The following is a 25118-nucleotide window of genomic DNA, read 5'->3' as shown; positions in this document are numbered from 1 at the left end:
TAGCAAGCCGTCCGGTCCGGGCCCCGTCCGCTCGTCGCGGCCTGGCTGCCGCCCGTCGCTCGGGCCTCGATCGGCGCGCGTGACGCGTGCCACAGTGGGTCCATGATCGTCCCCTTCAGCGTCACCGACTTCATCGAGCGCGCGGCGGCCGTCTACGGCGAGCGCCCGGGCTTCATCGACGAGCCCGACCAGCCGGCCGAGTCGCTCGGCACGGTGACCTATGCGGAGGCGTACGAGCTCTCGCGGCGCCAGGCGGCCCGCCTCGACGAGCTCGGCCTCGAGGTCGGTGACCGGGTGGCCGTCATCAGCCACAACTCGGCGCGGCTGCTCACGTCGTTCTTCGGCGTGTGCGGCTCGGGCCGGGTGCTGGTGCCGATCAACTTCCGGCTGCGGCCCGACGAGATCGCCTACATCGTGTCGCACTCCGGCGCGCGCGTGCTCTACGTCGACCCCGAGCTGGTGGAGTCGCTGCGGGGCATCGACGTGGAGCACACGTTCGTGCTCGGGCAGGACGAGACGATGTTCGCCGCGCCCGGCACCGAGCCGCGGGAGTGGCAGCCCGACGAGAACGCGACCGCGACGATCAACTACACCTCCGGCACGACCGCCCGGCCCAAGGGCGTGCAGCTGACGCACCGCAACCTGTGGACCAACGCGGTGACCTTCGGGCTGCACGCCGGGGTGAGCGACCGCGACGTCTACCTGCACACGCTGCCGATGTTCCACGCCAACGGCTGGGGGATGCCGTTCGCGATGACCGGGCTGGGGGTCCCGCAGGTCGTGCTGCGCAAGGTCGACGGCGCCGAGATCCTGCGTCGGGTCGAGCAGCACGGCGTGACCGTGATGTGCGCGGCGCCCGCCGTGGCGGCCGCGGTGCTCGACGCGGCGCAGGACTGGGAGGGCGAGATCCCCGGACGCGACCGCGTGCGGATCATCATGGCCGGCGCCCCGCCGCCCACCAGGACCGTCGTGCGCGTCGAGGAGGAGCTCGGCTGGGAGTTCGTCCAGATCTACGGCCTCACCGAGACCTCGCCGCTGCTCACGGTCAACCGCGGCCGCGCCGAGTGGGACGACCTGTCGGCCGAGGACCGGGCGGCCAAGCTGGTGCGCGCTGGTGCCCCGGCCATCGGCGTACGCCTGCGCACCGACGAGCAGGGCGAGGTGCTGGCGCGCTCCAACGTGATCCTCGAGGGCTACTGGGAGCGCCCCGACGAGACCGCGAAGGCGCTGGTCGACGGCTGGTTCCGCACCGGCGACGGCGGGGTGATCGGCGACGACGGCTACCTGACGATCAGCGACCGCAAGAAGGACGTGATCATCACCGGCGGCGAGAATGTCTCCTCCATCGAGGTCGAGGACGTGCTCTTCTCGCACCCGGCGGTCGCCGAGGTCGCCGTGATCGGCGTGCCGAGCGAGAAGTGGGGCGAGACGATCAAGGCCCTGGTCGTGCTGGCCGACGGCGCCAGCGTCGACGAGGCCGAGCTGATCGCGTGGTGCAAGGACAAGGCGGCCGGGTACAAGGCCCCGACCTCGGTGGAGTTCCGCGACGAGCTCGCGCGCACGGCGACGGGCAAGCTGCAGAAGTTCAAGCTGCGCCAGCCCTACTGGCAGGCGCAGGAGCGCCAGGTCAACTAGCCCCGCCGCCCGCCGTGCGCGTCGTCGTCTAGCCTGCGCAGATGCCCAGCCTCGCCGATGTCGTCGACCTGCTCCACGCGTGGTACCCGCCCGGCACGGCCGACGGGTGGGACGCCGTGGGCCTGGTGGCGGGCGACCCGGCCGCGGACGTCGCCCGGGTGATGTTCGCCGTCGACCCGACCGTCGAGGTCGCCCGCGAGGCCGTCGAGTGGGGTGCCGACCTGCTCGTGGTGCACCACCCGCTGTTCCTCACCCCGGTCAGCTCGGTCGCCGCGAACACCCCCAAGGGGCGCACGCTGCACACGCTCACCGCGGGCGGGTGCGCCCTGCTCGCCGCCCACACCAACGCCGACCAGGCGTCCTCCGGCGTCTCCGAGGCGCTGGCGCTCGCCCTCGGCCTGCGCGACCTCGCGCCGATCCGGCCGGCGCCCGCGCAGCCGCTCGACAAGGTCGTCGTCTTCGTGCCGCTGCCCCAGGCCGACGCCGTCCGCACGGCCATGACCGGCGCGGGGGCCGGCCGGCTCGGCGACTACGACTCCTGCACGTGGACCTCGACCGGCGAGGGCCGCTTCCGCCCGCTCGAGGGCGCCACGCCCGCGATCGGCGCGGTCGGCGGGCTCGAGGTGGTCGAGGAGGCGCGCATCGAGGCGGTGGCGCCGCGCGGTCGTCGTACGGACGTGGTGCGGGCGATGCTCGCGGCCCACCCCTACGAGGAGCCGGCCTACGACGTCGTCTCCCTCGCCGACCCGGGCCTCGCCCCGACCGGCACCGGGCGCACGGGCACCGTCGACGAGACGACCTTGGAGCAGTTCGCGGCACGGGTGGCAGCCGCGCTGCCCGCCACCGCCCACGGCGTACGCGTCGCCGGCGACCCGCAGCGGCCGGTGCGCCGCGTCGCGGTGTGCGGCGGGGCGGGCGACTTCCTGCTCGACGAGCTCGCCCACAGCGACGTCGACGCCTACGTCACCAGCGACCTCCGGCACCACCGGGCGGGGGAGTTCCTCGAGCACGGAGGGCCCGCACTGGTCGACGTCGCGCACTGGGCGGCGGAGTGGACCTGGCTGCCGGTGGTGGAGGCTCGGCTGCGCCGAGCGCTGGACGATAGGGTCGAGACCCGGGTCAGCACGCGGTGCACCGATCCGTGGACGTTCCGTCACTGAAGCAGGAGAGCCGTTGAAGGCCGATCCCACCCACCAGGTCGCGCTCCTCGGCGTCGCCGAGCTCGACTCGCGCGCCGCCCAGCTGCGGCACCAGCGATCCCACATCCCCGAGCTGGCGGAGATCAGCGCGCTGGAGACCGAGCGCACCGAGCTCACCGACCGGGTCCGCGACGCGCGCATCGTCGTCGACGACCTCACCGTCGAGCAGGCCAAGGCCGATCGCGAGGTCGAGCAGGTCAAGGCCCGCCGCGAGCGCGACCGCACCCGGATGGACACCGGGCAGATCACCAACCCCAGGGACCTGGAGCGGATGCAGCACGAGCTGGTCTCGCTCGAGCGGCGCATCTCGACGCTGGAGGACGCCGAGCTGGAGGTGATGGAGAAGCTCGAGGAGGCCCAGCAGGTGCTCGACGGCCTCGGCATCCGCGCCGACGACATCGACGCGCGGCTCGCCGAGCTCGTCACGGCCCGCGACGACAAGCTCGCCGAGATCGACCGTGCCCTCGACGAGGTCTCCGCCGCCCGAGGCCCCGCCACCGAGGGAATGCCGGATGACCTGATGGCGCTCTACGAGCGGCTGCGCGAGCAGAAGGGCATCGGCGCCGCCCTGCTGCGGGGCCGCCAGTGCGGCGGCTGCAACATGGGCCTCGACGCCTCCGAGCTGTCGCGGATCCGCTCCGCCCCGGCCGACGAGGTCATCCGGTGCGAGGAGTGCCAGCGCATCCTGGTGCGCACCGACGAGTCCGGCATCTGAGAGGACGACGCGTCGTGCGCTTCGTCGACGCCGAGGTGGTCGCGGAGCGCAGCCGCAGGTCGTGGCGCGCCCGGGTGGCGCGGCTGCGGGCGAAGGGCTGGGTGATCGGGCAGTGCGCGGTCGCCGCCGGCGTCGCGTGGTGGCTCGCCTCCGACGTCTTCGGCCACCGGCTGCCGTTCTTCGCGCCGATCGCGGCGGTCGTGTCCCTCGGCATGTCCTACGGCCAGCGGCAGCGCCGGGTCGCGGAGGTGACCGTGGGCGTTGCGCTCGGGGTCTTCCTCGGCGACGCGACGACCCACCTGATCGGGTCGGGCGGCGTGCAGATCGCGCTGATCGTGGCCGCCGGCATGTCGATCGCGCTGCTGCTCGACGCCGGGCAGCTGCTGGTCATCCAGGCGGCCGTGCAGGGCATCGTGGTCGCGGCGCTCGCCCCCGCCCCGGGAGACGCGTTCCTGCGCTGGACCGACGCGATCATCGGGGGAGCGGTGGCGCTCGTGGCGGCCACCGTCGTGCCCCGGGCGCCGCTCCGCAAGCCGCGCGACCAGGCCGCGGTGGTGGTGCGCAAGATCGCCGACCTGCTGCGCTCCAGCGCCGACCGGCTCGGCGACGGCGACGTCGAGCGGGCGCTGGCCGCGCTGCGCGATGCGCGCTCCACCGACGTGCTCATCGCCGAGCTGCGCGCCGCGTCGGAGGAGGGGCTGTCGGTGGTGAGCTCCTCGCCCTTCCGGCGACGGCACGGCGAGCACCAGCGCCGGCTCGCCGAGCTCGTCGAGCCGCTCGACGTGGCCCTGCGCAACACCCGGGTCGTGGTGCGCCGGGTGGCGGTGGCCTCTCACCGCCGCGAGCCCGTCCCGGCGTCGTACGCCTCCCTCATGCGTGACCTGGCCGGGCTCTGCGACCGCGTCGCCGACGAGCTCGTCGCCGACCGGATGGCCGCCGCCGTCATCGAGGACCTGATCTCGCTCGGGCGCGCCACGGCGCAGGTGGAGCACAGCGACGACCTGTCGGCGGAGGTGATCCTCGCGCAGGTGCGCTCGATCATCGCCGACATGCTCGCGCTCTGCGGGATGGACCCGCTCGAGGCGACCGACGCGATCCCGCTGCGCTAGACGGCGGTGACGACGACGTCGAGCTGGGTGCCCCTGGCGGTCGGCTCGCCGACCTCCACGCTCCAGCCCAGTCCGGTGAGCGCGTCGGCGAGCGCGCGCGGCGTACGCGGGTTGGCTCCGTCCTCGAGCAGGGCTCGGACGATCCGGCCCTTGGTCGCCTTGTTGAAGTGGCTCACGACCGTGCGCCGGCCGTCGGACTCGTGGAGCACGCGCACGGTCGCGACGCGGCGGGCCAGCGCCTCGTCGGGCCGCCAGAAGGCGGCGTACGTGCCGGAGCGGAGGTCGACGAGCAGCCCCGGGCCGAGCGCGTCGGTGACGGCCTCGCCGAGCACCTCGCGCCACGCGCCGGCCACCGACCCGGTGCCGGGCAGGGACGCGTCGCCGGAGAGCCGGTAGGCCGGGATCCGGTCGCCGGGGCGCACGATGCCGAACAGCGCGCTGGTGACGGCGACGCGCGACGTGGCGCGCCGGCGGGCAGCGGGGGAGAGCGTCGCGAAGCCGAGCGCGTCGTAGAGCACGCCGGTGTAGACGGCGTCGGCGCGGGCGGTCGGGGCGTCCATGAGGCTGGCGTTGCGCTGCACCAGGTCGCGCTGGGCGCGGCCGAGGCCGAGCACGGCGGCCGCCGCGTCCGGGTCGTCGCGGCACAGGCGTACGAGCGAGTCGAGCAGCGCCGTGCGGGTCGGGGTGAGTGACGGCGACGACAGCGTGTCGAGGTCGAGGGGCTTGCCCCGGCGGGGAGCGGTCTTGCCCTCGCTGGGTGGCAGCAGGATCAGCACGGGCGCAAGCGTAGGCAGCGGCCGCGTCGGGCCCACGGCTAGGGTGCGGGCATGCCGAGCAACCGTGTGGTGAAGGTCCGGTCGTCGGGCGACAGCGTCACGGCGCAGGAGATGCGCGACGGGATCGCGGCGATCCAGCAGGAGCTCGAGGTGTCGGCGGCGTTCCCCGAGGCCGTCGAGCGCGCCGCCGCCGAGGCGGCCGCCTCGCCCAGGCTGCCCGGGCTCGACCGCACCGACATCCCGTTCGTGACGATCGACCCCGAGTCGGCCCGCGACCTCGACCAGGCGATGCACATCGAGCGCGACGGCACCGGCTACGTCGTCCACTACGCGATCGCCGACGTGGCGGCGTTCGTCGCACCGGGCGACCCCGTCGACGTCGAGGCCAACCGTCGCGGCGAGACGCTCTACGGCGCCGACTCCAAGATCCCGCTGCACCCGCCCGTGCTGAGCGAGGGAGCGGCGTCCCTGCTCCCCGACGAGGTCCGCCCGGCCCTGCTGTGGACGATCAAGGTGGACGAGACGGGCGAGGGCACGGACGTCGACGTGCAGCGGGCGCTGGTCCGCTCGCGCGCCAAGCTCTCCTACGAGGGTGTGCAGGCCGACCTCGACGCCGGACGCGCGTCCGAGGTGGTCGGCCTGCTGCAGGAGGTCGGTGAGCTGCGCCTGGCCCGCGAGGCCGCCCGCGGCGGGGTCTCCCTGCCCCTGCCCGAGCAGGAGCTCGTCGAGAACGAGCACGGCCACTGGGACCTGGAGTTCCGCAGGCTCACGCCGGTCGAGACCTGGAACGCGCAGATCTCGCTGCTCACCGGGATGGCCGCGGCGTCGCTGATGGTCTACGCCCGCACGGGCATCCTGCGCACCCTGCCGCCGGCCGACCCACGCGACGTGCAGCGCCTCCACCGCACCGCCCGCGCCCTCGGCATCGCGTGGCCGGCCGAGCAGCTCTACCCCGACTTCATCCGCACGCTCGACCCGTCGAGGCCGACGCACGCCGCGATGATCGTGGCGTGCACGCGCCTGCTGCGCGGTGCCGGCTACGTCGTGTTCAACGGCGAGCTGCCCGCCCAGGCCCAGCACTCCGCCCTCGCCTCCGAGTACGCCCACGTCACGGCGCCGCTGCGCCGCCTCGCCGACCGCTACGCCGGCGAGATCTGCGTGGCGCTCTGCGCGGGCACCGAGGTTCCGGCGTGGGTGGTCGAGGCGATGGCCGGGCTGCCCGACACGATGACCGAGTCGGGCCGCCGGGCCAACCGCTACGAGAACGCCGTCGTCGACCTCTGCGAGGCCGAGCTGCTCCACGAGCGGGTGGGCGAGCGCTTCGCCGCCGTCGTCGTCGACCTCGACGACAAGAGCAAGCAGAAGGGCGACATCACCATCCAGGACCCCGCCATCGAGTCCCGGGTCACCGCCACCACCGACCTGCCCCTCGGCGAGGAGGTCACCGTCGAGCTGGTGGTCGCCGACCCGCGCACGCGGAAGGTGGAGTTCCGGCTCGCCTGAGGCCCCGGCGCGTCGGACAGGAGGAAGTCCGGCCGACGCCGGCCGCGCGCGCGTACGCCGGTGCGCGGGCCCGGCTTCGTCCTGTCTGACAGGCCCGGCTGTGGAGGGCGCGAGCGAGGGCGCGGCGATGTCGGCAGGCTGACCGCATGGGTCCCGTGGAGGCGTTGGTGCGGTGCGGTGGCCAGGCCACGCACCAGCAGCTCCTGCGGCTGACGACGCGCCGCACGCTCCGGGCCGCGGTGGAGACCGGCGAGGTGGTGCGGGTCGCGCGGGGGCGCTACGTGCTCCCCACCTCCGAGGACGCCCGGCGAGCGGCCAGCGAGCTGGCGGGCGTCGTGTGCCTGCGCAGCGCCGCCGCGCACCACGGCTGGGCGATGAAGCTGCCACCACCCGTGCCCGAGGTCGCGGTGAGCCCCCGGCGTCACCTGGCGCCCGATCGTCGCGAGGGCGCGCGGGTGGTGTGGATGCCCGTCGCGGCGGACGACGCGGCAGTCGGAGTCACCGGTCCCCTCAGGACGGTGGTCGACTGCGCGCGTCACCTCCCCTTCGACGAGGCCCTCGCGATCGCGGACTCGGCCCTGCGCGGTGACGTGACGCGCGCGGAGCTGGACGCCGTACGCGTGCGCGGCGCGGGAGCCGGTGCGGTGCGACGGGTCCTGCGCCACGCGGACGGCCGAGCCGCCAACCCCTTCGAGTCCGTCCTCCGGGCGCTGTGCCTCGACGCCGCGCTGGACGTGCACCCGCAGCTCGCTGTCGATCTGGGGACGGGGACCGTGCACCCCGACCTCGTCGTGCCGGCCCTCAGGGTCGTCATCGAGGCCGACTCGTGGACCTTCCACGCGACCCGAGGCGCCCACGCGCGCGACTGCGCCCGCTACAACCTCCTTGTGCTCCACGGGTGGCGGGTGCTCCGGTTCACGTGGGAGCAGGTGATGCTCGAGCAGAGCTACGTCCGCTGGGTGCTCGCCCAGGTCGTACGTCCTGTCGGACAGGAGGAAGTCCGCGGCGGCCTCGCGGCCACCGCGTGAGTCGCCGACCCAATCGGGGTTCGTCCTGTCCGACGCGCCGGGGCGGGCGCGGCTGCGACGCGACCGGCCCGGACCCTCGTCCGGCACACTGTTCGACATGTCCCACACGGACAGCGAGCGCCACGGTGTGGCGCGCTGGCGGCCGGCCGACCTGCGGGCTGTCGCGCCCTCCACTCACGTCGTGCCTCGCGACGGGTCCACCGTCGCCCGCCGTGCTCGGGCACGAAGCGGGCACCCGTGAGCCGCGAGCGGTCGGATCGTCGTCCCGGGCTGCTGGTCGTCGGCTGCGTGGCGGGATTGCTCTACGCCAACTTCATCCTCGACTGGATCCTGCGGGGGTTCGAGGGGATGGACCTGGTCGTCAGCACGCTCGGGGCGCCCGGCGAGCCCCACGCGGTGGTGCTGCGGGTCACCGACGTGGTGTGCGGCGTGCTGGTCGTGGCGCTCCTGCCGCGCGTACGCTCGCTGCTCCCGCCCGGACGGTGGCGCGAGGTCGCCATCTGGGGGACCGTCGTGTTCGCGCTCGGAGCGGCCGCCGCGGCTGCGGTCCCGACTCCCTGCGGAGCGGGCGGGACCTGCGACGCCCCGCGCCAGCTGGCGCAGTCCCTCATCCACAACGGAGCCAGCATCGTCTCGGAGGGTGCGCTCTTCGTCGGCATGGCGGCGGTGTGGCGCGCGACCCACGAGACCGGCCCCGTGTGGCTGCGTCGGGTCGCCTTCTGGGACTTCTGGGTCGGCGGGGTCGTCTTCACCAGCCTGTTCGCCTACTTCGGCTACTTCAGTGACGCGTTGTGGATCGCCAGCGCAGCGCAACGCGTCCACATCCTCTTCGTGAGCGCCTGGATCGTCTGCCTGGGTGTCGTCGCCGCCCACCCCCACCACCTCGACCCGAGCTCGAGGCCCGCGCGCGCGGCCGGACCGGACGAGCAGGGACCTGCCTCCGCCCAGGCAAGGACCGATGAGCGATGAGCACGAGGTCCGGCCAGGAGCCCGCGGACGCGTCCCCCCAGCGCAGCGTCCCGCAGCACACACCGGCCGACGACCGATGGCCGGACCTGTTCGCCTCGGCCGCCTACGCGTTGGCGCTCGTCGTGCTCGTCGTCGCGCTCGTCCCCGCGTGGGGGCGCTACTTCGCGCGGAACGACGACGTCGTCTCGCTGCTGCTGGTGCCGGTGGTGCCGAGCGTGGTCTACGCCTCGCTCGTCCTCGTCGTCGCGGTGGCGCTGCGGCGTCGCCTACGGGCGGCGTGGTGGGTCCTGGTGGTCTGGTGGCTGGTCGTGCCGCAGGTCGGGCGGGTGCTGTCGATCGTCCAGGGCGAGCGGGTCGTGCCGGCCAGCGTCGGCTTCGTGGTCGTCACCGCAGTCCTCGTGCTCGCGGTGCGCGTACGGCCCCAGTTCGTCGCCCGCAGCGTCGCCAGCACCCTCTGGTCGGCCGCGGCGCTCTTCCTCGTCGGCGGCGCCGTCGTGCTCGTCGGCGGAGCGCTGCTCACCCAGCGTTTCGGCACGGCGGCCGACCTCGGTGAGGCGGTCGGGTATGTCCTCAACACCATTGTGGTCGACGTCGGCCGGGTCGGTCCCGGCACCGACGTCACCGTCCCCTGGTGGGTGCGCGCGGTCATCGGCCTGGCCGGCACGGCGGTCGTGCTGTCCACCGCGGTCCTGCTGTTCCGCTCGCCCCGCGACAGCCGGCTGCTCGACGTCGCCGAGGAGGCCACGGTGCGCGCGATGCTGCGCGACTCCGGCGACCACGACTCGCTCGGCTACTTCGCGACGCGGCGCGACAAGTCGGTCGTCTGGGACACCGGCGACCCCACGACCGCCCGGGCCGGGGTGTCCTACCGCGTCGTCGGCTCGGTCAGCCTCGCCAGCGGCAACCCGATCGGTGACCCGCAGTACTGGCCGGACGCGATCGAGCGCTGGCGCCGGGAGGCGCGCCGGAGCGGGTGGTCGCTCGCCGTCATGGGGGCCGGCCACGAGGGTGCGCTGGCCTACGCCGACGCGGGCCTGACGATGCTCGACATCGGCGACGAGGCGATCGTCGACATGGGCGCCTTCTCCCTCAACGGGGCCGGCATGAAGCCCGTGCGCCAGTCGGTCTCGCGACTCCACCGGCGCGGGTACACCGCGACGGTCGTCCGCCACGCCACGCTCGGCGAGGACGACTTCGCCGCCCTGGCGGACGCCGCCGGTCAGTGGCGCGGCGACGGCGGGGACGAGCGGGGATTCTCGATGGCGCTCGGACGGCTCGGCGACCCGCTCGACGGGCAGTGCGTCCTGGTCCGGGCGCACGACGCCGACGGTCGGCTGCGTGGCTTCCTGAGCTTCGTCCCGTGGGGCCGCACCGGGTTGTCCCTCGACCTGATGCGGCGCGACCCCACCGCCGACAACGGTCTGGTCGAGCTGATGGTCGCCAGCCTCGCCGAGCAGGCGCCGCGCCTCGGCGTCGGCCCGGTGTCGCTCAACTTCGCGATGTTCCGCGAGGCCTTCGAGCGAGGTGCGGAGGTCGGGGCGGGACCTGTGGCCAAGGTCTGGCGCCAGGCCCTCCTCCTCGCGAGCAAGAACTGGCAGCTGGAGTCGCTCTACCGCTCCAACGCCAAGTACCAGCCGGAGTGGCAGCCCCGCTACATGGGCTTCGAGTACGCCTCCGACCTGCCCCGGGTCGGAACGGCCGCCGGGAGCGCCGAGGGGTTCCTGACGGCCCCGTCGATCGCGCTGCTGCGTCACAACACGAGGGAGCACGCGTTCGCGACCGGCGGGAACGAGCACGCAGCGGCCGTCCTGGCACTGATGCGCCCCGAGCGCGACGTGGTGGCCGAGGCGCTGTCGAGTGCGCACCTCCCGGAGCAGATGCGGGTGCGGCGCGACAAGCTCGACCGGCTGCGCGCCGACGGCGTGGAGCCCTACCCGGTCACCGTGCCGCGTACGCACACGCTCGCGGAGGTGCGCTCGCTCGTCGGCGACCTCGGCCCGGACGTCGACACCGGTCACCAGGTCTCGGTGGTCGGCCGGGTGCTCCTCAAGCGCGACATGGGGGGAGTGGGGTTCGCGACCCTCCGCGACGGGAGCGGGGACCTCCAGATGATGGTCGATGCCGACCACGTGGGGGAGGAGCAGCTCTCGTTCTGGGAGCACTCCATCGACCTCGGCGACCACGTCGGCGTCACGGGCGAGGTCGTCACGACGCACACGGGCGAGCTCAGCGTGCGGGCGACGTCGCTCCTGATGGCCGCCAAGTCGCTGCGCCCGCTGCCCGACAAGCACAAGGGGCTCACCGACCCGGACGCCCGCGTACGGATGCGCTACGTCGACCTGATCGTCCGGCCCGACTCCCGCACGATGGCCTACCGGCGCGCCGCCATCGTCCGCAGCATCCGCGACGGCCTGCATGCGCGAGGCTTCACCGAGGTCGAGACGCCGATCCTGCAGACGATCCACGGCGGGGCCAACGCGCGACCGTTCGAGACCCACATCAACGCCTACGACCTCGACCTCTACCTGCGCATCGCGACCGAGCTGCACCTCAAGCGGTTGGTGGTGGGAGGGATGGAGCGGGTCTTCGAGATCGGTCGGCAGTTCCGCAACGAGGGCGCCGACGTCAAGCACAACCCGGAGTTCACCTCGCTCGAGGTGTACGAGACCTACGCCGACTACGACAGCATGCGGATCCTGGCCCAGGAGCTCATCCAGGAGGCTGCGACGGCCGTCTACGGCTCACCGGTGGCCCGCCGCGCCGGCGCCGACGGCGCGGTCGTCGAGGTCGACCTCTCGGGCCAGTGGCCCGTCCGCACCGTCTGCCGGGCCGTGTCCGACGCGCTGGGGGAGGAGGTCACCGCCGACACCCCGCTTTCCGAGCTCGTCCGGCACGCCGAGCGCATCGGGCTCGAGGTCGACCTCGACCCGTCGTGGGGCCCGGTGCTGGAGGCGATCTACGAGGAGCTCTGCGAAGGGCAGACCACCACGCCCGTGTTCTACACCGACTTCCCCAAGGAGAACGCCCCACTGACGCGTCCGCACCGGACGGACCCGCGGCTGGCCGAGAAGTGGGACCTCGTGATGTTCGGCGCGGAGCAGGGCACGGCCTACTCCGAGCTGGTGGACCCGGTCGACCAGCGCGCGCGGCTGGTCGCGCAGTCGCTGCTCGCCGCGGCCGGCGACGCCGAGGCCATGCAGGTCGACGAGGACTTCCTCGAGGCGCTCGAGTACGGCATGCCGCCGACCGGCGGCATGGGGCTGGGGATCGACCGCCTGGTGATGAACCTGACCGGGCGCAGCATCCGCGACACCATCCTGTTCCCGCTGGTGAAGCCGAACCGCTAGGCGCCGCCGACTGGCGGCGGACGAGGCCGGGGGGAGTGGGTCGGCCTGTAGGGCGTGTTGCTAAAGCATGTCCGGTTGCTGGAGCGCTGTGTTGAACACTAGGTCGGAGTGTGTCCAGAGGAGTGCGCCGGCGGCGTTGCTTATAACGGTTCGTTGAGCGTTTGGGAGGCGGGTTGTGAGGAGCGCACCGTGATCGGGGGAGTGAACCTGGTCGTGGGCGCCGAAGAGCACGGTGACAGGAGTCGTGATCGCGGCAAGATCGATGGGCCAGCGTGCGATTGCCATGATTGTGTCGGCGACGTACCCGCTGCCGTCTCTCGCAAAGCCCTCCGCGAGAGCGGTTTGGTAGAGGGTGTCGAAGGCAGGTGAGGTGTAGACGGCACGGTCCTGCGCGTCGGACCCGTCCAGGACCATGGCGCGCATGGCATGCGGTGTGAAGGAACGCAGGAGGTCCCGGGCGGCGTCTGGTGTACTCTGCGCGAGATCGGGGAGAGCACGCGCAGCCTCGGGAAGCAGCGCGCGCACCGACGGGTTGGCTACTTCGTCTGCTGGTGAGGCCAGAACAAGAGTCTGTGCCCACCCCTGGGCGGCCGCGGCCAGACCGAACACTGCGCCCTGCGAGTTCGCAACAATGGGAACGTTGGGTTTGGTTACGCCGAGCACGGCGGCGGCGAACGCGCGATAGTCGTCTGCTGTGGACGCGGGGGTGCGGGTGGGATCGGGGTCCGAACCACCCATGCCGGGACGATCCATCGTGATCAACCGGATCCCGCGAGTATCAAGCAAATCCTCACCGAACACCATGGACTTGCCGGTTCCCGCCCCGGCGATGAACAGAATCGGTGTCCCGTCCGCCGGACCATGGACGAGACCAGTCAGCGACCGGCCTGACGGGCGGCGAACGGAGAAAACGGACGGCATGATCCGATCCTAAGCCGAGCGAACTCCCGCATCACACGACAATAGGTAGACCTCCACGCCCCCTGCCCGAGTGGCAGAGAGCCCCGAGCATGGCCCACGAACTCTAGCGTGTGGTGCTGACCCAGTGGAGGATGGCGGCGAGGCAGAGAGCGGAGTGATAGTTCCGGGCGGTCTTGTCTGAGCGCATCGCGATGCCTCGCCATTGCTTGAGCTTGTTGAAGCACCGTTCGACGACGTTGCGACCCTTGTAGCGCTCCTTCTGCTCATCACCGAAGTCGATCCGGCGTCCCGGCTTCTTCCGGCGGTGCGCGATCTGGTCGTCGCGTTCGGGGATCGTCGCTGCGATCCCGTGTTCGCGCAGCCACGCCCGGTTCGCCCGAGACGGGTAGCCCTTGTCAGCGAGCAGTCGGTCCGGCCGGGACCGGGGCCTGCCTGTGCGGCCAGCCATACGGATCTCCGAGAGCGTGTCGATGAGCATGCTCGTATCCGCCGTCTGTCCCGGCGTCAAAAGGAACGCGAGCGCACGCCCCTTCCCGTAACAGACCAGGTGGCTCTTCGTGGTCAGCCCGCCGCGGGAGCGGCCGATCGCATGATCAGGAGGCTCGTCACCGAACTTCTTGTAGTTCGACAAAGCCCCCTGTGGCGCGGGGAAGCGTCGCGCCATGCTGGTGCACGCGCACGATCGTGGAGTCGATCGACGCGACCCAGTCCAGGTCCCCGGACCGCTGCGCGAGTGACTGCGTCTTCTCCAGCACCCGCGCCCACACGCCCTGCTCGGACCACCGGTTGAAGTTCTTGTAGATCGTGTTCCAGTTCCCGAACCGCTCCGGCACGTCCCGCCACGGAGCGCCCTTCCGGAACCGCCACGCCGTCGCCTCCACCACTACGCGCCGATCCACCGGCGGACGGCCCGTAGCCTTCGCCGGCGGGAACAGCGGGCCGATCACCGCCCACGCCTCGTCTGAGATCACATCACGCGACACGTCGACAAGCCTGCCCGCCCACGCCACCCCAACCCTTTAGCAACACGCCCTAGGCCGAGATGGACCTCGCGTAGGTGCGACCAGCGGTTGTCGACGCCTATAGGGCTCTGGACCTGCGAAAACGCAGAACCGGTAGATGGTCACCAATGGCTGTCGATGAAGCTCTTGCGGACTGTTTGCGGACTGCGGGGGGCGACCCTCTGCACAGCACGAACGGTCCTCTGGCGCCACAGTCCCTGCCGCTACTTACAGCCGAGGCAGCTGCCACCGCTGGGCACGATCCGATGGCCGCCGGCGGCTGCGCCAGTTCCACCCACCGCCGTGCGGTGCTCCAAATCACCCCGCCGGGACACGGCCACGTTCTCTAGCAACCTGCGCGCGCACCAGCAACTCGAGCAGGTCTAGCCGGTACCACCGTCGACGACCATGCACTGTGAATGGCACTCGCCCCCGGCTCGTCACCGGCGCAGACGAGCACCCGCCCGCTCCCGGGACGCCGCTCGGCCGCCACTGTGAGCGCCTCGCGGGAGAGGTCGACGCCGACGGAGATGTCGGAGGTGCGGGCGGTGTGATGCCCATCGCGCCGGACGATCCGACCCTGGTGACCCGGACGGCGTGGAACAGCGCTCGACGATCGACGAGCGAACGTTGCGCGCGATCGCCGAGGAGCTGTCGGGCGTCTTCGTCGCCGCAGTGGCGTCGACGACCTTCCCGACATCGACGTCCGGGCGGCCGGCACCGAGCGTGACCTGGTGCCCTGCGCCGAGCACTACTGGATCGTGGCAGCACCAACAGGTCGCTGCTGGTCACACCGCCGCCGACGGAGCGGCATGATCACCACACCACCCGTGTCCGGAGAACGGGTCAGGCACCAGGTGTCTGGGCTACCGGATCAGGTCTTGGTAGACAGAGTGGTGATTCGTCCGCACGCTGTGATGACGGCCGCTGGTGACGGCCGCAGCCTCTGGGAGGCGGAACGCCCCGCCTCCCAGGGGCTGTGGCCGCGGTGCCTGGCTCGAGCTGTGCTCGTGCCGTCGTGGCGGGCCGGCGTCCGGGGCTCTGCGTATCTGCGACGAGACTGGGTTGGCCCTGCATCTGGTGCCGTCAGGCGGCGCGCCGGGCGAGGATGCGTCCACGGATGCGGTGCAAACGCGGCATCAGGACGTAGATCACGATGGGAACGGCGATAGTCACGAGCACGAACGTGCGCAGCACGGTGTTGGTGTCCTTCAGGTACGGACCGATGATCAGATTGATGACGGTGAGCGTCGGGAAGACGGCGATCCAGATCATCAGGGCGAGCTGGTGCTTGGTCGGTGGGCCGACCGGGTTCAGCGCGACAGCGGGACGGACTGCGGCGCCGCCGTCGGCGGGGCTGCTCGGGGTGTTGTGGGGGTTGGACATTGTGGTGCTCCTTCTGAACTCGATGGGGGCGTGCGGGACTGCCCCCGGTCTGGTTGACACTCGGGGTTTGCGGTAGTCAGGCCGCTTCTGCGGCCGCGTAGATCTCAACTCCAGCGGGGTGAGCTTTCCGAGGGCGCGTTGGCGACGTCGGCGTTGTACTTGGTTTCGATCCAGGTGACGATGGCCAGGGGTAGGTCTTCGCGGGTGTCCCAGCGTCGGGTGTTGAGCGGAGAAGAAGTTCTCCATGCTGGCGTTGTCCCCGGCGCCGTAGGAGCGGGCCATCGACCCGATCAGGCCGTTGTTCGTGCAGTTGTTGGGTCTTCTTCGCGCGGACTAGACCTCCTCGGTCGGAGTGGCAATCGTGCCGGTCGGTGAGCGCAGGGCGATCGCATTTCGCATCGCCGAGACGCAAGCGACGCCTTGATCCGCGAGTTGATCGAGTAGCCCACGATCTTGTTGGAGTACACGTCCTTGACCGGAGACGAGGGCCGAACCGTCGGGCACGAAGGTCAGGCCCCAAGGCGATTCGAGACCTGTGGCCAGCTCGGCGGGCTCGCCGAGTGTCGCGATCGCCGTGGGTTCCCTGGTGGCCGCGGCGGCTGTGATCGCGCGCCGAGTGGCGCTCGGCGGCACAGCGTCATCGCTGGTGCCGGCTTCGAACAGCCCACCGCACTGCCTCCGGTCGCGGTGATGCCCGCGACGGTCTCGTCGGCACCATCCTTGTTGCCGTTGTAGTGCACGGCGACGGCAACGCCGTTTGCAGCCAGACGTCGCGCGCTGACCCGGCCAATGCGGCCGGAGCCGCCTGTGACCATGGCAACGCGGTCGATAGTGCTGCTCATGGTGTGACTCCCTGTCATTATGTGGACGAGAAGTACATTACGACCGTTCGGGTGAAATGTACAATGAGTACAGATGTACCGTGGCTCGGAGAGACGAGGTGGCGATGTCCGAACAGTCCACGACGGCCCGCAGGGGGCGTGGCCGGCGGCCAGCAGCAGAGGTTCGCGCCGGAGTGCTCGACGCGGCAGGGCGGATCCTCCTGCGTGACGGGCTTGCTGCCGTGACGTTCGGCCGGGTCTCGGAGGAGTCTGGTTCGAGCAAGATGACGTTGTACAAGTGGTGGCCCTCGCCGGGAGCGCTCGCAGCGGAGGCGTACTTCACCCAAAGCGCTCCAGTGCTGGACTTCCCCGACACCGGCGATGTGCGCGAGGACCTCGTGACCCAGTTGACGTCGTTCGTGCGGTGGCTGATCGAAGATGGCGCGGCCACGCCCGTCTCCGAACTGGTCGGCGCCGCCCAGATGGACCCTGATATCGCACAGGCTTGGGCGGAGCGATACGCGCGCCCTCGACGCGAACTGGCTCGCCAGCGATTGCTGGCTGGCCAGAGGCGGGGGCAACTGCGCGACGACGCAGACCTGGACATCATCGTCGATCAACTCTGGGGTGCCTGTTACCACCGATTGCTCGTGCTCAGAGTCCCCTTTGACGAAGCTCTCGTGCCCCGGCTTGTCGACCAGGCGCTTCGCGGTGCTGGGAGTGGCGAGGGCTGATGACGGCTCCTTGACATCTTGGCCTGCCTCGCGATTGGGGTCTGGCCACCGTGACGAGATGGGCTGCTGAGCGCTGCAGGGACGTCCCCGCCCGAAGAGACCGAGGCAGACGGCCAGAGTCTCCGGACATGCCGGGGCGGTTCACCTCGCTGCTGATCCGTCACGCTGAGTCGGTGAAGGTCGTGCAGGAGCGTCTTGGCCATGCCAGCGCCGCTGAGACGCTCGACACATACAGCCACCTGTGGCCCGACTCCGACGACCGGACAGGTGAGGCCGTCGACCTCGTGCTGGGATCTCTTGCGGACTCCCTGCGGACTACTAGGGGTTGAACTCTGCGTTTTCGCAGGTCAGTAGGGTGTAAGGAGTGGGTCGGCCTGTAGGCCGGGTTCTGTCCCGCTTGCGCGGGGGCGACCATCCATCTGCGACGACCGTTGCCGGCCGCCTGGTGCGATCTACCCGGATGCTCGGGAGGGCCGCCCTCGGACGCATCCTGTCTGATCTTGCTCCGGGTGGGGTTTGCCTAGCTGCGCCGGTCGCCCGGCGCACTGGTGGTCTCTTGCACCACCGTTTCACCCTTACCGCCCTCCGGAGAGGGAGGCGGTCTGTTCTCTGTGGCACTGATCCCGCGGGTTGCCCCGGGTGGCTGTTGGCCACCACCCTGCCCTGTGGAGCCCGGACCTTCCTCGACCCGCCACCCCGGCTCTCGCCGAGGCGGTGGACCGCGGCCGCCCGGCCGACCCACTCACGGTGGAGTCTAGGGGTGCGTGAGCACCTCGGCGCCATCGTCGGTGACGACGAGGGTGTGCTCGAACTGCGCGGAGCGGCGGCGGTCCTTGGTCACGGCCGTCCAGCCGTCGTCCCAGATGTCGTAGTCGGGGGTGCCGAGGTTGAGCATCGGCTCGATGGTGAACGTCATCCCGACCCGGATCTCGTCGTCGAAGCGCTCGTCGTCGTAGTGGGGGATGACCAGGCCGGAGTGGAACGCGGTGCCGATGCCGTGACCGGTGAAGTCGCGGACGACGCCGTAGCCGAAGCGTCGGGCGTAGGCCTCGATCACCCGGCCGATGACGTTGACGCGGCGACCGGGCTTGACGGCCTTGATCGCCCGGTCGAGCGCCTCCTTCGTCCGCTCGACGAGCAGCCGCGACTCCTCGTCGACGTCGCCGGCGAGGAAGGTGGCGTTGGTGTCGCCGTGCACACCGTCGAGGTAGGCGGTGATGTCGATGTTGACGATGTCGCCGTCCTCGACGACGCGGGCGTCGGGGATGCCGTGGCAGATGACCTCGTTGACGCTGGCGCACAGCGACTTGGGGAAGCCGCGGTAGCCGAGCGTGGACGGGTAGGCGCCGTGGTCGCAGAGGAACTCGTGGCCGATCCGGTCGAGCTCGTCGGTCGTGACGCCGGGCACGACGTGGGAGCCGACGAGCTCGCGCGCCTGGGCCGCGAGCCGGCCGGCGACCCGCATCCGCTCGATCGTCTCGGCGTCCTTGACCTCCTCGCCGGTGAAGCGCTGCGGCGCCGGCTGGTCGACGTACTCCGGGCGGACGATGTGGGCGGGCACGGCACGCCGTGCGGATACCTCTGCGGGGGATACGGCTGGCACGGCCCGAGTGTAGTTTCGGCCCATGAGCGAGAACGAATACTGGTTCTGCCTGACCCACCGCACGGTCGAGGGACGCGACGGCTGCAAGAACAGCGACCGGCTCGGCCCCTACGCCTCGGCGGCCGAGGCCTCCCGCGCGCTCGAGAAGGTCGAGGAGCGCAACGAGGAGTGGGACAACGACCCGAACTGGAACGACGACGACGGTCCCGCCGCGGGGGATGGCGTCAGCGACAGGACCCCCAGCAGCTGATCACTTCTTCTTCTTGGCCTTCTTGCTCGTGACGGGGTTGGCGGCCTGAGCGATGTCGGCGGCCGCCCGCACGCTCTTGAGAGCGCGCTTGGTGTTCTTGTCGAGGGTGCGGGTGAGGTCGGCGATCGCCGCCTCGTACTGCTTGCTCACCCGCGCGGCCGTCTCGGCCGCGACCCGCTCGGCGGTCTCTTGGGCGACCTTCTGGATCATCGCGGCGGTGCTGATGGCCTGGGCGCCGGCGTCGACCGCGCGCTCGGCGGGCGAGCGCCGCGCCGACGACGCGATGGGCTTGGCCGTGGGCCTCGGCGTCGACTGCCCAGCGGGCGGGGGGACCGACGTGCGCGCCGGCGCCGTGGCCGGCGACTTCTTTGCAGCTGTGGACTTCCCTGCGGCGGACTTCGTGGCGGACTTCGTGGCGGACTTCTTGGTTGTCGACTTCTTCGCCGCGGACTTCTTGGCCGCGGACGTCGAGGTGGGCGACTTCTTGGCCGCGGACGTCGAGGTGGGCGACTTCTTGGCGGTTGAGGTCTTGGCGGGCGACTTCTTGGCGGCTGAGGTCTTGGCGGCTGAGGTCCTAGCCGCGGACTTCTTCGTGGTCGACTTCTTCGTGGTCGACTTCTTCGCCGCGGACTTCGTGGTGGCGGACTTCTTCGCCGGGGACTTCTTGGCTGCCGTCCTGCCGGCCGGGGTCTCGCTCACGTCGGGCTCCTCGCGTCGTCGGGACCTCGATCCTCCCGTGCCGGGGCCGACTTGTCACCGCCACCGGCCCGCCGGCGGCCGCGCGGGCGGGCCGGACCGGGGGCCTCAGAAGGTGTGCTCGGGGCCGGGGAACGTGCCCCCGCGTACGTCGTCGGCGTAGGCCCGCGCCGCCTCGAGCAGCACGCCGTGCACGTCGGCGTACTGCTTGACGAAGCGCGCCATCCGGCCCGTGCGCAGGCCGAAGGCGTCCTGCCACACGAGCACCTGGCCGTCGCACGCCGGACCGGCGCCGATGCCGATGGTCGGGATGGTCAGCTCCTTGCTGACCTGCGCGGCGACGTCGCCGGGCACCATCTCCATCACCACGGCGAAGGCGCCGGCGTCCTCCATCGCGTGCGCGGCGGCCAGGATCCGGTCGGCCGCCTCGCCGCGCCCCTGGACCCGGTAGCCGCCCAGGGCGTGCTCGCTCTGCGGGGTGAAGCCGATGTGGGCCATGACGGGGATGCCGTTGGTCGACAGCTTCTCCACCTGGGGCGCCACCTCGACGCCGCCCTCGAGCTTGACGGCGTGGGCGTCGGCCTCCTTCATGAAGCGGACGGCCGTGTGGAAGGCCTGCTCCGGCGACGCCTGGTAGGAGCCGAACGGCAGGTCGGCGAGGACCAGTCCGCGCCGGGCGGTGCGCGAGACCGCGCGGACGAGGGGGATGAGCTCGTCGACGGTGACGGGCAGCGTCGTCTCGTAGCCGAGGACGTTGTTGGCCGCGGAGTCACCGATGAACAGGATGTCGATGCCGGCCTCGTCGAAGACGGCCGCGGTGTACATGTCGTAGACCGTGAGCATGGTGATCTTCTCGCCGCGCTCCTTCATCTCCCGCAGGTGATGGGTGCGTACGCGCCTCACGGGCGCCGACGGTGCCGGGCCGGAGCCGTAGGGGGCAGTCTCTTCAGCCATGCTCGCTCCTCGTCATCTCGCGGCTCCCTGCTGGAGTCCACGGACCACTCGTCAGGCTAGTGGCGACCGGCGGGTAGGGCGCTGTGGCGGCGGTCACGCTCACCGCGGCGAGACGCGGACGACCCGGTCGCGCGCGCCGTTGTCGGTGGTGAGGAGGAGGTCGCCGTCGCGCGCCGCTGTGACCGAGCGCAGCCGGCCCAGGCGCTGCAGCCGGGGCGGACGGGTGACGGAGGTGAGCCGGCCGGCGTCGTCGAAGCGGAGGAAGAGGACCGCGGAGCCCTTCAGCGCGGCGACGGCGAGCGTCCCCTCCAGCGGTCCCCACTGGGCGCCGCGCACCCAGCTGGCGCCGGAGGTCGCGATCGTCGGGGTGCCCGAGGACCACGCGGCCTCCTGCTGCTGGCCCGGGAGCGACTGGTCGGTCATCGGCACGGTCTCGTCGTAGCCCGGGACCGGGTTCCAGCCGTAGTCGCCGCCCGGGACGAGCAGGTTGACCTCGTCGTCGCGGTGGCTGCCGTGCTCGACCGACCAGACCGTCCCGTCGTCGCGCTGGGCGAGGCCCTGGACGTTGCGGTGGCCGTAGGTCCACACGAACCGGCGGGCGCCGCTCGCGTCCGCGAACGGGTTGCCCGGCATCGCCGCTCCGGTGCGGCGGTGGACCCGCAGCACCTTGCCGCCGAGGGAGTCGAGGGAGCGCGGGTTGGTGCCGACGGCAGCGTCGCCGGTGCCGACGAACAGGGCGTCGCTGTCGCGGTCGAGCAGCAGCCGGCAGCCGCCGTGGCGCCCCGAGGTCGCGGGAAGGCCGCCGATGACCATGCGCCGGTGCGAGAGCCGGCGCCACGTCGGGTCGACCCGCCACCGCGTCACCCGCACCTCGTTGCCGCGCGGCGTCCTGGCGCCGTGGCAGGCCCACAAGGTCCGCGACCCGGCGTCCACGGCGATCGACAGCAGGCCGGTCTCCCCGGAGACCCAGACCTGCTTCGAGAGGTCGGCGAGGGTCCGCCGCTTCCCCTTCCGCACGACGCTGAGCCGGGCGCGGTCGCGCTCGGAGACGAGCAGCCGGCCACCCGGTGCCTGCTGGACGTCCCAGGGGTGCTGGAGCCCGCGGACGACGGTGCGGACCCGCAGCTGCGGGGCTCGCCCGTCGCGACCTGCCACGGCGTCGCCGGCCGTCGCCGACGGCGGCGGGAGGGTGACGAGGCCGGCGACGAGCGCGGCGACGACGACGGGGAGGGACCACCGGGTGAGGCAGAGGGTGCTGCGGGGGGTGCTGCGGAGGGTCTGGCGCACGGCGCCGACGCTACGGCTGCGCGAGGGCGCCGGTAAAGGGTGGCTCGCCGGGCGAGAGGGCGCGGGCGAGCTGGATGCCGACCCGGGTGGTGGCGTAGCCCAGCCGGGTGTTGAGGGCGCGCATCGCGGCGTTGCCGTCCTGGGTCCAGGTGTAGACCTCGTGGATCCCGTGGTCGGCCGCCCACGCCAGGGCGCGCAGCTTGAGGTGGACGGCGAGCCCGCGCCCGCGCCAGGCACGGCGTACGGCGGTCAGGCCGTTCTCGGCACGGGTCGGCTCGTCGGGGTCGCGCCCCAGGCCGGCGCACCCGACGACCTGCCCGTCGTGCAGCGCGAGGAACATCGGGTCGACGAGCCAGGAGGTCGCCCAGCGCTCCGGCGTCACGTCGAGCGGGGTGTCGACGGCGAAGTCCGCGAGCGCCTCGAGCCCGAGGCCGTCGAAGGCCGCCTCCCAGAGCCCGGGCCGCTCCTGCGCGGTGACGACCTCGATGCCCTCGGGGGCCGGTGCCACCGCGATCGGGCCGTCGATGCGGAAGGTCTGCTCGACCTCGCGGTTGACCTCCTCGAAGCCGAAGCGCCGCGCGAAGGCGAGCGAGCCCTCGTCGTCCGCGCCCGCGCGCAGCACCGCGACACCGAGGCCCGCGACGTGCTCGACGAGCCGGTCGAGCAGGGCGGTGCCGACGCCGCGCCTGCGGTTGCCGGGGAGCACGCGCGGCACCACCGAGCCGCCCTCGGCGGTGTCCGAGCGCTGGGCGAGCCCGTGGCCCACCACGACCCCGTCCTGCCGGGCGAGGACGAGCAGCCGGTCGGGCCCGTCGTACGCGCGCAGCTCCTCCACGGACTGGGTGCGCTCGTAGGGCACGACCGCGATCCGCACCTGGCGCCACGCCTCGAGGTCCTCGTCAGAGGCGCAGGGGCTGATGTCGAGGACCATGACCGCACCGTAGGGCGCGTCGGGCGGGTCGGCCCACCCATTTCCGGTCCTCGCCGACGCGCGCGCCAGGGCGTGCGACCGGCTCGTTCCCGGTCCGGACCCGAGGGGTGGGATCTCGAGCGGCCCGCTTCCCTAGAGTGGCGGCGTGGACTTCTACTCCGCCTACGCCCAGGGCTTCGCCCGCATCGCGGCCGTCACCGTGCCGGTGCACCTGGCCGACCCCGCCGCCAACGCCGCCGAGGTGCTCGAGCAGGCGCGAGCCTGCCACGACGACTCGGTCGCCGTCGCGGTGTTCCCCGAGCTGTGCCTGACGGGCTACTCCGTCGACGACCTCTTCCTGCAGGACACCCTGCTGGCGGGCGTCGACGAGGCGATCGCCGAGATCGTCGCGGCGAGCGCCGACCTGATGACGATGCTCGTCATCGGGGCGCCGGTGGTGCACGGCAACCGGGTCTTCAACTGCGCCGTCGTGGTGCAGCGCGGGTCGGTCCTCGGCGTGGCGCCGAAGTCCTACCTGCCCAACTACCGCGAGTTCTACGAGCGCCGCTGGTTCGCCCCGGGTGATGACCGCGACCTGGAGTGGGTCACGGTCGCCGGCCAGGAGGTCCGCTTCGGGCCCGACCTCATCTTCCGCTGCCTCGACGTGCCCGGCCTCGACCTGCACGTCGAGGTCTGCGAGGACCTGTGGGTGCCGGTGCCGCCGAGCGCCGAGGCCGCGCTCGCCGGGGCCACCGTGCTGGCCAACCTCAGCGGCTCGCCCATCACCATCGCCCGCGCCGAGGACCGCCGGCTCCTGGTGCGCAGCGCCAGCGCGCGGTGCGCCGCGGCCTACGTCTACGCCGCGGCAGGCCAGGGCGAGTCGACGACCGACCTGAGCTGGGACGGCCAGACGATGGTCTACGAGTGCGGCTCGCTGCTGGGCGAGAGCGAGCGGTTCCCCGACGGCGCGCGCCGCACGGTCGTCGACGTCGACCTCGACCTCGTCCGGCAGGAGCGGATGCGGCAGGTCACCTTCGACGACAACCGGCGCACCCACCACGAGCGGGTCAACCGGTTCCGCACCGTGGAGTGGGAGCTCGAGCCGCCGGCCGGCGACATCGGGCTGATGCGCAAGGTCGACCGCTACCCGTTCGTCCCCGACGACCCCGAGCGCCTCGAGCTCGACTGCTACGAGGCCTACAACATCCAGGTCTCCGGGCTCGAGCAGCGGCTCAACGCGATCGGCGCGCCGAAGGCCGTGATCGGCGTCAGCGGCGGCCTCGACTCCACGCACGCGCTGATCGTCGCGTGCAAGGCGATGGACCGGCTCGGCCGCCCGCGCAGCGACGTGCTGGCCTTCACGATGCCCGGCTTCGCGACCGGCTCGACCACCAAGTCGTACGCCACCCGGCTCTCGCAGGCGCTCGGCGTCACGTTCGAGGAGATCGACATCCGCCCCGCCGCCGAGCAGATGCTCGCCGACATGGGCCACCCCTACAGCCGCGGCGAGAAGGTCTACGACGTCACCTTCGAGAACGTCCAGGCCGGGCTCCGCTACGACTACCTCTTCCGGCTGGCCAACCAGCGCGGGGGCATCGTCGTCGGCACCGGCGACCTCTCCGAGCTCGCGCTCGGCTGGTGCACCTACGGCGTCGGCGACCAGATGTCGCACTACAGCGTCAACGCCGGCGTGCCCAAGACGCTCGTGCAGCACCTCATCCGCTGGGTGATCAGCCACGGGGAGCTCGAGGAGGCCAACGAGGTCCTCGCCGAGATCCTGGAGCAGGAGATCACCCCCGAGCTGATCCCGGTCGAGGAGGGGCAGAGGCCGCAGGCCACGCAGGACACCGTCGGCCCCTACAACCTGCAGGACTTCACCCTCGCGCTCGTCGTGCGCCACGGCTTCCGGCCCCGCAAGATCGCCTTCCTCGCCTGGCACGCGTGGCAGGACGCCGCGGCGGGGGAGTGGCCGCCCGGGTTCCCCGAGGACGCGCGGGTGGCGTACTCGCTCGAGGAGGTCCGGACCTGGCTGCAGGTCTTCGTCAAGCGCTTCTTCGCCAACCAGTTCAAGCGCTCGGCGCTGCCCAACGGGCCGAAGGTCAGCGCGAGCGGCACCATGAGCCCCCGAGGCGACTGGCGGATGCCCAGCGACGCCAAGGGCACCGCGTGGCTCGCCGAGATCGAGCGGGACGTCCCGACCTCCTGAGGGCTTTGCCTGCCGTTAGCGGCAGGCTGGAGCGCACTTAGCCCCCCTGCCGGGAGCCTCTTGTCGAC

The 25118-nt window shown here is 71.9% G+C and carries 21 protein-coding genes, 1 other RNA gene and 1 pseudogene; 11 read left to right on the top strand and 12 right to left on the bottom strand.

What is annotated here, in order from left to right; all coding sequences use genetic code 11:
- The first annotated feature begins 102 nt into the window (after positions 1–102).
- Genes AC4H2S_RS12765 through AC4H2S_RS12750 form a run of 4 tightly spaced genes read left to right on the top strand, consistent with a single transcriptional unit; the run spans position 103 to position 4658 of the window.
- Entirely contained in the window at positions 103–1635 is a 1533-nt protein-coding gene (locus AC4H2S_RS12765; protein ID WP_491497354.1) for an AMP-binding protein, read from the top strand.
- Between the two features lie 41 nt (positions 1636–1676).
- On the top strand, positions 1677–2795 hold the full coding sequence (locus AC4H2S_RS12760; RefSeq protein ID WP_491497353.1) for a Nif3-like dinuclear metal center hexameric protein: 1119 nt from the start codon (positions 1677–1679) through the stop codon (positions 2793–2795).
- 13 nt (positions 2796–2808) lie between these two features.
- Positions 2809–3549 carry a zinc ribbon domain-containing protein gene (locus AC4H2S_RS12755; protein WP_491497352.1) on the top strand — a complete coding sequence of 247 codons (741 nt, stop codon included), beginning with the start codon at positions 2809–2811 and terminating at the stop codon, positions 3547–3549.
- 14 nt (positions 3550–3563) lie between these two features.
- A complete protein-coding gene (locus tag AC4H2S_RS12750) occupies positions 3564–4658 on the top strand; it encodes an FUSC family protein (RefSeq protein WP_491497351.1) in 1095 nt (364 codons plus the stop codon).
- Here AC4H2S_RS12750 and yaaA read toward each other — a convergent pair.
- On the bottom strand, positions 4655–5434 hold the full coding sequence (gene yaaA, locus AC4H2S_RS12745) for a peroxide stress protein YaaA (protein ID WP_491497350.1): 780 nt from the start codon (positions 5432–5434) through the stop codon (positions 4655–4657). The two genes, AC4H2S_RS12750 and yaaA, sit on opposite strands and share 4 nt — an antisense overlap.
- 51 nt (positions 5435–5485) lie before the next feature.
- On the opposite strand from yaaA, the gene AC4H2S_RS12740 reads away from it, so the two are divergent.
- The 4 genes from AC4H2S_RS12740 to lysX all read left to right on the top strand — a co-directional run bounded on the left by AC4H2S_RS12740 (position 5486) and on the right by lysX (position 12281).
- Positions 5486–6937: an RNB domain-containing ribonuclease gene (locus tag AC4H2S_RS12740; protein WP_491497349.1), complete on the top strand. Its 1452-nt coding sequence runs from the start codon at positions 5486–5488 to the stop codon at positions 6935–6937.
- Positions 6938–7083: 146 nt separating this feature from the next.
- On the top strand, positions 7084–7965 hold the full coding sequence (locus AC4H2S_RS12735; RefSeq protein WP_491497348.1) for a DUF559 domain-containing protein: 882 nt from the start codon (positions 7084–7086) through the stop codon (positions 7963–7965).
- A gap of 237 nt (positions 7966–8202) precedes the next feature.
- Positions 8203–8934: a DUF998 domain-containing protein gene (locus tag AC4H2S_RS12730; RefSeq protein WP_491497347.1), complete on the top strand. Its 732-nt coding sequence runs from the start codon at positions 8203–8205 to the stop codon at positions 8932–8934.
- Positions 8931–12281 carry a bifunctional lysylphosphatidylglycerol synthetase/lysine--tRNA ligase LysX gene (gene lysX / locus AC4H2S_RS12725; protein WP_491497346.1) on the top strand — a complete coding sequence of 1117 codons (3351 nt, stop codon included), beginning with the start codon at positions 8931–8933 and terminating at the stop codon, positions 12279–12281. The genes AC4H2S_RS12730 and lysX overlap by 4 nt, the downstream gene beginning before the upstream one ends.
- Positions 12282–12341: 60 nt before the next feature.
- Here lysX and AC4H2S_RS12720 read toward each other — a convergent pair whose 3' ends face one another.
- The 5 genes and pseudogenes from AC4H2S_RS12720 to AC4H2S_RS12700 form a co-directional block, all read right to left on the bottom strand.
- Entirely contained in the window at positions 12342–13202 is an 861-nt protein-coding gene (locus AC4H2S_RS12720; RefSeq protein WP_491497345.1) for an alpha/beta fold hydrolase, read from the bottom strand.
- Positions 13203–13305: 103 nt separating this feature from the next.
- The gene (locus tag AC4H2S_RS12715; RefSeq protein ID WP_491497344.1) at positions 13306–13833 is read right to left on the bottom strand and encodes an IS5 family transposase; all 528 of its coding nucleotides are present in this window, start codon (positions 13831–13833) and stop codon (positions 13306–13308) included.
- The gene (locus AC4H2S_RS12710; RefSeq protein WP_491497343.1) at positions 13808–14185 is read right to left on the bottom strand and encodes an IS5 family transposase; all 378 of its coding nucleotides are present in this window, start codon (positions 14183–14185) and stop codon (positions 13808–13810) included. Before AC4H2S_RS12710 ends, AC4H2S_RS12715 begins: the two co-directional genes overlap by 26 nt.
- A 1104-nt stretch (positions 14186–15289) precedes the next feature.
- Positions 15290–15589, bottom strand: a complete 300-nt coding sequence (locus AC4H2S_RS12705; protein WP_491497381.1) for a putative antibiotic biosynthesis monooxygenase — start codon at positions 15587–15589, stop codon at positions 15290–15292.
- Between the two features lie 108 nt (positions 15590–15697).
- A pseudogene (locus tag AC4H2S_RS12700) lies at positions 15698–16065 on the bottom strand (transposase family protein); the annotation flags it as partial.
- A 470-nt stretch (positions 16066–16535) separates the two neighbouring features.
- Here AC4H2S_RS12700 and AC4H2S_RS12695 point away from each other — a divergent pair.
- Positions 16536–17144 carry a TetR-like C-terminal domain-containing protein gene (locus AC4H2S_RS12695; RefSeq protein WP_491497342.1) on the top strand — a complete coding sequence of 203 codons (609 nt, stop codon included), beginning with the start codon at positions 16536–16538 and terminating at the stop codon, positions 17142–17144.
- Between the two features lie 361 nt (positions 17145–17505).
- On the opposite strand, the gene rnpB is transcribed toward AC4H2S_RS12695, so the two are convergent.
- Together rnpB and map are read right to left on the bottom strand one after the other, a co-directional pair.
- An RNA gene (gene rnpB / locus AC4H2S_RS12690) (RNase P RNA component class A) lies at positions 17506–17885 on the bottom strand.
- A gap of 13 nt (positions 17886–17898) precedes the next feature.
- Positions 17899–18771 carry a type I methionyl aminopeptidase gene (map, locus tag AC4H2S_RS12685; RefSeq protein WP_491497341.1) on the bottom strand — a complete coding sequence of 291 codons (873 nt, stop codon included), beginning with the start codon at positions 18769–18771 and terminating at the stop codon, positions 17899–17901.
- On the opposite strand from map, the gene AC4H2S_RS12680 reads away from it, so the two are divergent.
- Entirely contained in the window at positions 18770–18997 is a 228-nt protein-coding gene (locus AC4H2S_RS12680) for a hypothetical protein (RefSeq protein ID WP_491497340.1), read from the top strand. The genes map and AC4H2S_RS12680 overlap by 2 nt on opposite strands.
- Here AC4H2S_RS12680 and AC4H2S_RS12675 read toward each other — a convergent pair whose 3' ends face one another.
- The 4 genes from AC4H2S_RS12675 to AC4H2S_RS12660 all read right to left on the bottom strand — a co-directional run bounded on the left by AC4H2S_RS12675 (position 18998) and on the right by AC4H2S_RS12660 (position 22865).
- A complete protein-coding gene (locus AC4H2S_RS12675) occupies positions 18998–19696 on the bottom strand; it encodes a hypothetical protein (RefSeq protein WP_491497339.1) in 699 nt (232 codons plus the stop codon).
- Positions 19697–19801: 105 nt separating this feature from the next.
- Positions 19802–20647, bottom strand: a complete 846-nt coding sequence (panB, locus tag AC4H2S_RS12670) for a 3-methyl-2-oxobutanoate hydroxymethyltransferase (protein WP_491497338.1) — start codon at positions 20645–20647, stop codon at positions 19802–19804.
- 99 nt (positions 20648–20746) lie between these two features.
- Positions 20747–21934 (bottom strand): PQQ-dependent sugar dehydrogenase, encoded by a 1188-nt coding sequence (locus AC4H2S_RS12665; RefSeq protein ID WP_491497337.1) that lies wholly within the window; start codon positions 21932–21934, stop codon positions 20747–20749.
- A 10-nt stretch (positions 21935–21944) separates the two neighbouring features.
- Positions 21945–22865: a GNAT family N-acetyltransferase gene (locus AC4H2S_RS12660; protein WP_491497336.1), complete on the bottom strand. Its 921-nt coding sequence runs from the start codon at positions 22863–22865 to the stop codon at positions 21945–21947.
- A gap of 145 nt (positions 22866–23010) precedes the next feature.
- Between AC4H2S_RS12660 and AC4H2S_RS12655 the strand changes: the two genes are divergently transcribed.
- On the top strand, positions 23011–25050 hold the full coding sequence (locus AC4H2S_RS12655; RefSeq protein ID WP_491497335.1) for an NAD(+) synthase: 2040 nt from the start codon (positions 23011–23013) through the stop codon (positions 25048–25050).
- Positions 25051–25118: the final 68 nt, after the last annotated feature.

The sequence above is a fragment of the Nocardioides sp. Z13_37 genome (genome assembly GCF_058355585.1).
The sequence above is the reverse complement of the archived record's forward strand: the minus strand, read 5'-3'. Positions and strand labels throughout refer to the sequence as shown.

Excerpts from the sequence above, each read along its gene's own strand:
- AC4H2S_RS12765 (WP_491497354.1), top strand. The coding sequence starts at position 103 with ATGATCGTCCCCTTCAGCGTCACCGACTTCATCGAGCGCGCGGCGGCC.
- AC4H2S_RS12740 (WP_491497349.1), top strand. The coding sequence starts at position 5,486 with ATGCCGAGCAACCGTGTGGTGAAGGTCCGGTCGTCGGGCGACAGCGTC.
- AC4H2S_RS12720 (WP_491497345.1), bottom strand. The coding sequence starts at position 13,202 with ATGCCGTCCGTTTTCTCCGTTCGCCGCCCGTCAGGCCGGTCGCTGACT.
- AC4H2S_RS12695 (WP_491497342.1), top strand. The coding sequence starts at position 16,536 with ATGTCCGAACAGTCCACGACGGCCCGCAGGGGGCGTGGCCGGCGGCCA.
- lysX (WP_491497346.1), top strand. The coding sequence starts at position 8,931 with ATGAGCACGAGGTCCGGCCAGGAGCCCGCGGACGCGTCCCCCCAGCGC.
- AC4H2S_RS12735 (WP_491497348.1), top strand. The coding sequence starts at position 7,084 with ATGGGTCCCGTGGAGGCGTTGGTGCGGTGCGGTGGCCAGGCCACGCAC.
- AC4H2S_RS12680 (WP_491497340.1), top strand. The coding sequence starts at position 18,770 with ATGAGCGAGAACGAATACTGGTTCTGCCTGACCCACCGCACGGTCGAG.
- map (WP_491497341.1), bottom strand. The coding sequence starts at position 18,771 with ATGGGCCGAAACTACACTCGGGCCGTGCCAGCCGTATCCCCCGCAGAG.
- AC4H2S_RS12705 (WP_491497381.1), bottom strand. The coding sequence starts at position 15,589 with ATGTCCAACCCCCACAACACCCCGAGCAGCCCCGCCGACGGCGGCGCC.
- AC4H2S_RS12760 (WP_491497353.1), top strand. The coding sequence starts at position 1,677 with ATGCCCAGCCTCGCCGATGTCGTCGACCTGCTCCACGCGTGGTACCCG.
- AC4H2S_RS12660 (WP_491497336.1), bottom strand. The coding sequence starts at position 22,865 with ATGGTCCTCGACATCAGCCCCTGCGCCTCTGACGAGGACCTCGAGGCG.
- panB (WP_491497338.1), bottom strand. The coding sequence starts at position 20,647 with ATGGCTGAAGAGACTGCCCCCTACGGCTCCGGCCCGGCACCGTCGGCG.